The sequence below is a fragment of the Acidobacteriota bacterium genome (genome assembly GCA_022340665.1).
GTDB lineage: Bacteria > Acidobacteriota > Thermoanaerobaculia > Thermoanaerobaculales > Sulfomarinibacteraceae > Sulfomarinibacter.
Map to the genome: position 1 here is coordinate 1 of JAJDNM010000108.1, position 7,225 is coordinate 7,225.

8 protein-coding genes are annotated in these 7,225 nt (G+C 61.8%); 4 read left to right on the plus strand and 4 right to left on the minus strand.

What is annotated here, in order from left to right:
* Positions 1–241 precede the first annotated feature (241 nt).
* Positions 242–1,417 carry a glycoside hydrolase family 88 protein gene (locus LJE93_12555; GenBank protein MCG6949734.1) on the plus strand — a complete coding sequence of 392 codons (1,176 nt, stop codon included), beginning with the start codon at positions 242–244 and terminating at the stop codon, positions 1,415–1,417.
* A gap of 36 nt (positions 1,418–1,453) precedes the next feature.
* Here LJE93_12555 and LJE93_12560 read toward each other — a convergent pair whose 3' ends face one another.
* Together LJE93_12560 and LJE93_12565 are read right to left on the minus strand one after the other, a co-directional pair.
* The gene (locus LJE93_12560; GenBank protein ID MCG6949735.1) at positions 1,454–2,401 is read right to left on the minus strand and encodes a ChbG/HpnK family deacetylase; all 948 of its coding nucleotides are present in this window, start codon (positions 2,399–2,401) and stop codon (positions 1,454–1,456) included.
* A gap of 524 nt (positions 2,402–2,925) precedes the next feature.
* Positions 2,926–3,459: a tetratricopeptide repeat protein gene (locus tag LJE93_12565; protein ID MCG6949736.1), complete on the minus strand. Its 534-nt coding sequence runs from the start codon at positions 3,457–3,459 to the stop codon at positions 2,926–2,928.
* 185 nt (positions 3,460–3,644) lie between these two features.
* Here LJE93_12565 and LJE93_12570 point away from each other — a divergent pair, with 185 nt between their 5' ends.
* Complete coding sequence (locus LJE93_12570) at positions 3,645–4,223, plus strand: M48 family metallopeptidase (protein ID MCG6949737.1); 579 nt, start codon at positions 3,645–3,647, stop codon at positions 4,221–4,223.
* Between the two features lie 35 nt (positions 4,224–4,258).
* Here LJE93_12570 and LJE93_12575 read toward each other — a convergent pair whose 3' ends face one another.
* A complete protein-coding gene (locus LJE93_12575; protein ID MCG6949738.1) occupies positions 4,259–5,191 on the minus strand; it encodes a Gfo/Idh/MocA family oxidoreductase in 933 nt (310 codons plus the stop codon).
* 109 nt (positions 5,192–5,300) lie between these two features.
* On the opposite strand from LJE93_12575, the gene LJE93_12580 reads away from it, so the two are divergent.
* Together LJE93_12580 and LJE93_12585 are read left to right on the plus strand one after the other, a co-directional pair.
* Positions 5,301–6,380 (plus strand): hypothetical protein, encoded by a 1,080-nt coding sequence (locus LJE93_12580; GenBank protein MCG6949739.1) that lies wholly within the window; start codon positions 5,301–5,303, stop codon positions 6,378–6,380.
* 74 nt (positions 6,381–6,454) lie between these two features.
* Positions 6,455–6,994 carry a hypothetical protein gene (locus LJE93_12585; GenBank protein MCG6949740.1) on the plus strand — a complete coding sequence of 180 codons (540 nt, stop codon included), beginning with the start codon at positions 6,455–6,457 and terminating at the stop codon, positions 6,992–6,994.
* Positions 6,995–7,079: 85 nt separating this feature from the next.
* Here the strand turns inward: LJE93_12585 and LJE93_12590 are convergent, their stop codons facing one another.
* Positions 7,080–7,208, minus strand: coding sequence for a 6-carboxytetrahydropterin synthase (locus LJE93_12590; GenBank protein ID MCG6949741.1), 129 nt, complete (start codon positions 7,206–7,208; stop codon positions 7,080–7,082).
* Positions 7,209–7,225: the final 17 nt, after the last annotated feature.

Below are 7,225 nucleotides of genomic sequence, written 5' to 3' on the forward strand. Positions count from 1 at the left end.
AACCCCCCTTCAGAACTGGATTGTGATCCTTGCCGTGGGGGTCTTCGAGAGGGAGGGTGGACGGCTTAGGATCACTCAGTTCTGAAGGGGGGTCACGACGCCCGTTTCGGCGAAGCGCGGCTTGTGAAGCCGTAGCCTGAAAGACGGATCCGCGGACAAGAAGCCGGACAGACCTCACGAGATCTGGAGAGGCTTTCCATACACTGTAAGATCTTCGTGCATCCACACAGGAGGAGACCGGATGAAAATCGCCAGATTCGTGACCGCGATTGTTCTTTTCGCAGCATCAATTGTTGTCAGCCACGGCTGCGACCAACGTACGGTCGAGGAATCACCGAGTGTTCCTGAGGCGTTCTCTCGCGAGTCGATCCTCACCGCCATGGACCGCGCCTTCAAGTGGCAGATCGAGAACATCGTGTACTCGGCGCCACTTCCGGACGGTGGGTTTCAGGAGGTGAGCGACACCGAGTGGGTTCGCGGCGCCTTCTTCGCAGGGGTGATGGCGGCGTTCGAATCGACCGGCGACGGGCAGTATCTGGAGGCAGCAAAACGGTTGTCAGAAAAAAATGAATGGCAGCCAGGGCCGCGACCGCGCCATGCCGACGACCACTGCATTGCCCAGACCTACGCCAAGATCTTCCTCGTCGAGCACGATCGGAGGATGATCGAGGCGACGGTCGCGCGTTTCGAAGAGATGATCGCGGATCCGCGACCGGGACCCGACGTCGGGTGGTCAGAGGATGACAACTGGTCGTGGTGCGATGCCCTCTTCATGGCACCGCCGTCGATGGCGTTGATCGCCGAGGCGACGAGGGACCGGCGATTTCTCGACCTGATGAACACGATGTGGTGGGAGACCTATGGCTACCTCTACGATCGGGAGGCACATTTGTGGTACCGCGACGGCCGCTATGTCATTCAGCAGGACGGCAGCGGTCCCCGGACGACGAACGGTCAAAAGATCTTCTGGTCGAGGGGCAACGGCTGGGTCTTCGCCGGCCTGGCACTGGTCCTCGAGCACATGCCGCCCGACTATCCGGATCGGCCGCGCTACGAGGAACTGTTCCGCGAGATGGCGGCAGCCCTGGTGGCGGTGCAGGGCGACGACGGCTTGTGGCGGTCCAGCCTGCTCGACCCGGACGAGTATCCGATCCCTGAATCCAGCGGCACCGGGTTCTTCACCTTCGGTCTTGCCTGGGGGGTGAACAGCGGACTGCTGGACGAGGCCTCCTACATGCCGGCGGTGCGCCGCGGTTGGAAGGGCCTGTTATGGGCACAACAGGCCGACGGCCGGCTGGGTTGGGTGCAACAGATCGGTTACGACCCGCGCTCCGTGACCGCTGACGACAGCATGGAGTACGGCACTGGAGCGTTCCTGCTGGCGGGCAGCGAGATGCTGAAGCTTGCTGACGAGTAGAGGCTTTCCTCAGGAGTGGTGACAGCCGTTCGAGCCTCAGTCGCGCTCGACAAAATCCGAGTTGTAGCTGTTGAGATCGGTTGGTGGCGCCATCGAATCGAGGCCGATCTCTGCAACCACGTTCTTGTAGGTGAGGAGCTCGATCCCGGCGGCCTCGATGGCTGCACGGAATGCCGGAGACGTGATGGCGTCGAGCTCGGCCTGGCGATGGATTGCGACCCGATAGGGATCGCGCTCGTTGTTCATGTCCACCATCGCGGACATCTCGGGTGTTTCCATCCCGAGGTGAATCACCAACAGGTTGAGGCCGGGCCGAATCGCTCGTACGTGGTCGAGCAGTATCGATAGCTTGTCTTCAGGCTCCTCCCCCCAGATCGAAACGGCGGTCTCACCGAAGTAGCGAGCCAACCCGAGACCGTACTCAGCAGCCAGCTTTTCGACGATGGCTGTCATTTCCGGCGTCGAGGTCGCCGTCAGCATGTGATAGTCGAGGTAGTCGACCCTGAGGCCCGCGTCGAGCGCGCGCTCGATCTGCGCCCGGAGCTCCATCTCGACCTCGTTCGGGTCGGCACCCGCCGACGCGAACTCCGCCTCCGAGGCGTAGAAATGACCGTTATCGTCGACCAGCGATGGAACTGCAGTGGCCCCGAGCACCGGCCCCCATTTGTAGGACCTCCACTCGGAATTGAGGGTCAGATGGATGCCGACGCCGATCTGCGGGTTGGCCTTGAGAATGTCGACCGCCTCGAGGTACCAGGGGCAGGCGATCATCACCGAGGCAGAAAAGGGCATCCCCGTCTCGATCAGCTCGCGGACCGCCATGTTGACCGTGTGGGACATTCCGATGTCGTCACATCTGATCAGCAGTTGCTTCGGACCTTCGGCACCGGCGGCGGCTGAAGGGAACGACGCGGCAGATGACCAGGTGATAACCAGCAGCAAAAAAAAACTCGATCGGAGCGAGACCAGATTGGAAATCGACATCGATGACCTCCATGATTCTGCGCAGCGAATTCGCGGTGGCTGAAATAGTCGGAGCGCAATCTCGTTTTTCTTGGACGATCCTGGAGCGAGGTTAACGCAGTGGGAAGCGAGGCTCAATATCTGGTGGAAGTCCGAACGTTGATCGGACGCAACCGCGAGCTGGCGGAGCTGACCCTCGGCCTCGACGGGTGAGGCGGTGGACGGAGACGCAGAGCACTCGTATCACAACATCGAGCGCTTCGACTTCCGCCGCGCCCACGCCCGTGCGAATTGGGTACCACGAGAAGATAGGAGCCAAGGGTTAAGAGTTTAGAGTTGAGAATCAAGAGTCCCTGGGGGGCGGGCTGTACATTTCACTCTCCACACTTGACCCGAGAGAGCGGGGTCGGACCGGGGCAAACGCAGTCCATGACCAACGGTGATCGAGCCCGCAAGCGAAGCAGGGCGCAACAAAGGTGCGCGATTGCCGTACCGGTTGTTAGGATTCAAACGGGGGTCGGTTGTATTCAGAGGTTCAAACCGCTCTATCTCGGCTCGAAGCTGCCGAGCGCCTCCATCGCCGCCGACAACCGCCCCTGTTTTTCGAGGATCTCGGCTTCGCGAAGGCTCTCACCAACGATCTGAGCAATACGTTCTTCCTCGGCCCGCGCAGTCTTCAACATGGCGTTGAGAGCGAGATTCCGATAACGCCTGAGCTCAGCATAATCGGACTCCGATGCCTCGATGGCGCCCAACTGCTCCTCGGTCTGGAACGCCTGCAGGGCAGCCTCGAACTGACCGAGGTGGTAGTAGGCGATGCCGAGCTTGAAGTAGGGGAAGTAGGGATAGACCTTCATTCCGTACCAGCGCACCCGTGCGCCTGAGTCGCCCTTGCGCTCGAGCGCCTGCTGCAGCTCTTCGATCGCCCGGTCCCAATCACCGTTCTCGATCGCCGTCTCGGCCCGAGAGTAGTGCTCGTACCAGAAGTCAGCCCAGGCGGGTGAAGCAGTACTGATGGTCAACAGGAGGAGGACCGTCACGACTCCGCGGGATCGCCAAAGTTGATGTGCTGGCTTCACGATTGCTCCACGGTGATTTTAACCTGCATAAGATCCCTCGTCGCTGCTGCGGCCAGCGATTTGCCGCAGTCTGATGTGTTTGCTTGCATCAGGCTGCTCGACGAAGCAACAGGCAAGCCTTCGCGGCGTTCGCCGCGCGACGTCGAGGGACATGCGGGCTCACTCGTTCAGGTAGCATGCTATCCATGAAAAGTAGGATGCGGACCTTGGAAGTAGACGGGGTGGTCCTCCAGCTGAAGGTGGTCCGCAAGCGGGTCAAGAATATCAATGCCTGCCTGAACGGAAGCAAGCTTTCGATAAGCGCACCGCATCGAGTGCCGGCCGGGGAGCTCGAAGAGTCGATCGTCGAGCTGGCACGGAAGTTGGTACGACGGTCACGCGCAGACGCTGTCAACGCAGACGGCGGCGCCGAGGCCATCGCGCGCAAGGTGGCTCGACGATTCCCCGACCCGCCCGAGGTTACCGAGGTTCGGTTCGTCACCAACCAGAACTCCCAGTGGGGCAGCTACAGCGCGCAGACAGGGATCGTCCGGCTCAACGCTGCGCTCCGTCAGATGCCGCCCTGGGTGCTCGAATCCGTGGTCGCGCACGAGCTGGCCCACACGGTACATCTCGACCACTCGCCGGAGTTTTGGGATCTTGTGCGATCGGTGTACCCGAAGACCGACCGGGCTCGGGCCTTCCTCGAGGGCGTCAGGTGGCTCGCGGCCGCCTGGGACGATCTTCCGCCGGTCGAACGATCCCAGCTCTGTGGAGAGGGCTGACTATCAGCTGAAACGCTGATACCGACCGGTGTGGCCTACCTCTTCTCGACGCACTCCCTGACCGTGATGGCGGCCGCCAGTGCGGAAGCACCGGTTCGGCCATCGACGATTGGGCAATCGTCACCGCGACAGGCGCTGATGAACGCCTCGAGCTCGGCCTTGAGGGGCTCCTCCTTCTCGACCTCGACCAGGCGCGGGGCGATCTCGACTCCGGTCTCGCTGCGAATGAGCTGCGCCGATGACACGCTCTGCTCGGCGTAATCGATCGAGAAGTAAGACTCACGGGCGAATAGGCGGAGCTTGCGGATTCTCTCGGCCGACACCCGGCTGGCGGTGAGGTTGGCGACCAAACCATCCGGGAACTCGACCCAGGCATGGCACAGGTCAACCTTGTCGGTCAAAACGGGCACGCCGACGGCACGGATCTCCGAAGGTTGCTCGCCAGCAACTGCCAGCGTGATTTGCAGGTCATGAATCATCAGGTCGAGGATGACATCGACATCGACGGATCGAGCGGTAAAAGGTGACAGTCGCTGCGACTCCAGATAGCGCACGCCGTCGGCGAGACCGAGGGCTGCCTGCACCGCGGGGTTGTGGTACTCGACGTGGCCGACGGCGAGCACCTTGGAGTTCTTGTCGGCAATGGTGATCAACTCCTCGGCCTCTTCGACCGTCGTGGTGATCGGCTTCTCGACCAGCACGTGGCAATCGGCTTCGAGCAGGACTCCAGCGATCTCGCGATGACTGATCGTCGGGGTGGCGACCACCACTGCGTCGGCCGCGCCGGCCGCCTCCAGGTCATCGAGAGCTGCCACCCCGTGCTCTCCGGTGACCTCGGCAAGACGTTCCGCGTCAGTGTCGAATGCTCCAATGCAACGCACGCCGTCCATCCCCGCGAGAATGCGGAGGTGGTGGCGCCCAAGGTGACCGGTTCCGACTACTGCGGCTTTGATTTCGGTGTCTGTCATGTGGCGCAGAATAATACCGCTGCCGCGGGAGTACAATTCTTTGGCGGTGAGTTCGCGAGCCCGAACCATTCATGGAGCCTTGTGAACGGTTCGGGCCATGGGAGGGAACATGCTTGACATCAAGAAACTCCTGATCGACGTATTCGATCCTCAGCCGGGAGAGGTCGTCTCGTTCGCCGTCGATCTGCCCACCAGCGATGTTCCCGACCATTCCGGTTGGACGGCGCGGCGGGCGATGGCCGAGCGTTGGCGCGAGGCCATGGTTCAGCTCGCAGGTGAAAGAGAATTCACGGTGCGACCGATTCTGAGCTTCGAAGCGACCGGCGCCAACAACGCCGATCTACCAACGAAAGGACAGGTCGGTGACGAGGAGGTGGATCTCCTCGACGCCCTCAAGGAGTCGACCCTGGTGATCGCGATGACCGAGTTCTCGGCCACCGCGCCGCTCGCGCACCTTGCGGAGGCCGAGGACGACTTCCGTGCCGCCTCGATGCCGGGGGTCGAGGAGCGAATGGAGGAAACCGCCCTGGCCGCCGATTACTCCAAGGTGGCGGCGCGGTGCAAGGCCATATTCGACATCATGGATGGAGCCGTGCTCTGCGATGTGCTCTTTTCGACCGGCCACCGGTGCTGGTTCGACCTCCGGCACCGGACGCCGGAAATGGATGACGGGTATCTTCCTAGGGGCAAGGAGGGTGATCGCATCATCAATCTGCCGTCGGGTGAGACCTTTGTCGTGCCTTATGAGGGGGAGTTCGAGGCGGTTCCATCCTGGACGGCGGGGACGATCCCGGTGGTCGAGGACGATGAGCTCGTGCTGTTCCACGTGGTTGCCAACACGGTGATCGTGGTCGAGGGCGACGGGCCTGTGGCGGAGCGCTTCGCGTCGTTTTTCGATGAAGATCCGGCGCGTGGCAACATCGCCGAGGTCGCATTCGGCGTCAATGACCGGGCGGAGGTGACCGGCGAGGTGCTCGAGGACGAGAAGGCCGGTTTCCACTGGGCATTCGGCCGCTCCGATCACCTCGGTGGCGTCGTCGGGGTGGAGGACTTCAAGAGCCCGGAGTCGGTGATCCACCAGGACATCGTGTACGCCAAGGGCAATCCCGTTCAGGTCGAGCGCGCGGTCATCGTCCACTCGGATGGGAGGAGCATTCCGGTGATCGATGAGGGAGAGTACAAACTCTGACGTTGAACGTTTCAACATTGAACGTTCAAACGTTACGAACTGCTGTACCCTGTCCGTTCGACGAGGAGGATCTGATGGCTGAAACGACTTTGCTCGAAGCAGTTGAGAGCCGAGGGCCGTACGCGGTCTGGGACCTGATGGACGAGGACGAGAAGAAGGCGGCCGCGGTCGCATTCTGGAACGGAGCCGACCGCGAGAGCAGGTCCGCTCTCGAGATGGCCCTGGCAACTGAGCTCAAGTTTCGTCAACAATCGGTGCGCCAGTTGAGCGCGGAACGAGTCGCCGGCCGTCTCGTCCGTCTCGCGGACAGCCTGCCGGAATCGGTCCTCTTCCAGTACCTTTTCCACCTCCACATGGACCAGCGCCGCCCACTGATGGTCAGCTATCTCGATGCGGTCGGGCTGCCGCACGACGACGGCGCGCTCGACCTGCCCGACGACTTCGAGGGACCGGATGCGGAGAAGGTGGAGAAGGCGGGACGAGACCTAGCCGGTTCCGAAGGAAAAACGGCACTTGTCTATCTCGCCACCCTGTTGGTGGCCGACGCCGACTTCTGGATGGGCCTCGAACCGGTGCTGAAGGAATACAGCTCTGAAGGCGAAGTCATCACTTAGTTTTGAGTCTTGAGTTCCCACTCGCCCTGCGGGTCGCACGGATGGGAGGGGGAAAACTCAAGACTCAAAACTGAGAACTCAAAACTCAGAGACTGAAGGTCGCTGAATTACGCTCCGTCTCGTGCACCGTCAGAGCAACCAACTCGACGCCCTCGGGAAGCTCCGGCGCGGTGCGCTCGAAAAAGACCCGCGCCAGGTTCTCGGCGGTCGGGATGACGCGCTCAAGCCACG

Bases quoted from the DNA above. Each gene is read 5' to 3' on its own strand.
- LJE93_12555 (MCG6949734.1), top strand. From the start codon at position 242: ATGAAAATCGCCAGATTCGTGACCGCGATTGTTCTTTTCGCAGCATCA.
- LJE93_12560 (MCG6949735.1), bottom strand. From the start codon at position 2,401: ATGTCGATTTCCAATCTGGTCTCGCTCCGATCGAGTTTTTTTTTGCTG.
- LJE93_12570 (MCG6949737.1), top strand. From the start codon at position 3,645: ATGAAAAGTAGGATGCGGACCTTGGAAGTAGACGGGGTGGTCCTCCAG.
- LJE93_12575 (MCG6949738.1), bottom strand. From the start codon at position 5,191: ATGACAGACACCGAAATCAAAGCCGCAGTAGTCGGAACCGGTCACCTT.
- LJE93_12580 (MCG6949739.1), top strand. From the start codon at position 5,301: ATGCTTGACATCAAGAAACTCCTGATCGACGTATTCGATCCTCAGCCG.
- LJE93_12585 (MCG6949740.1), top strand. From the start codon at position 6,455: ATGGCTGAAACGACTTTGCTCGAAGCAGTTGAGAGCCGAGGGCCGTAC.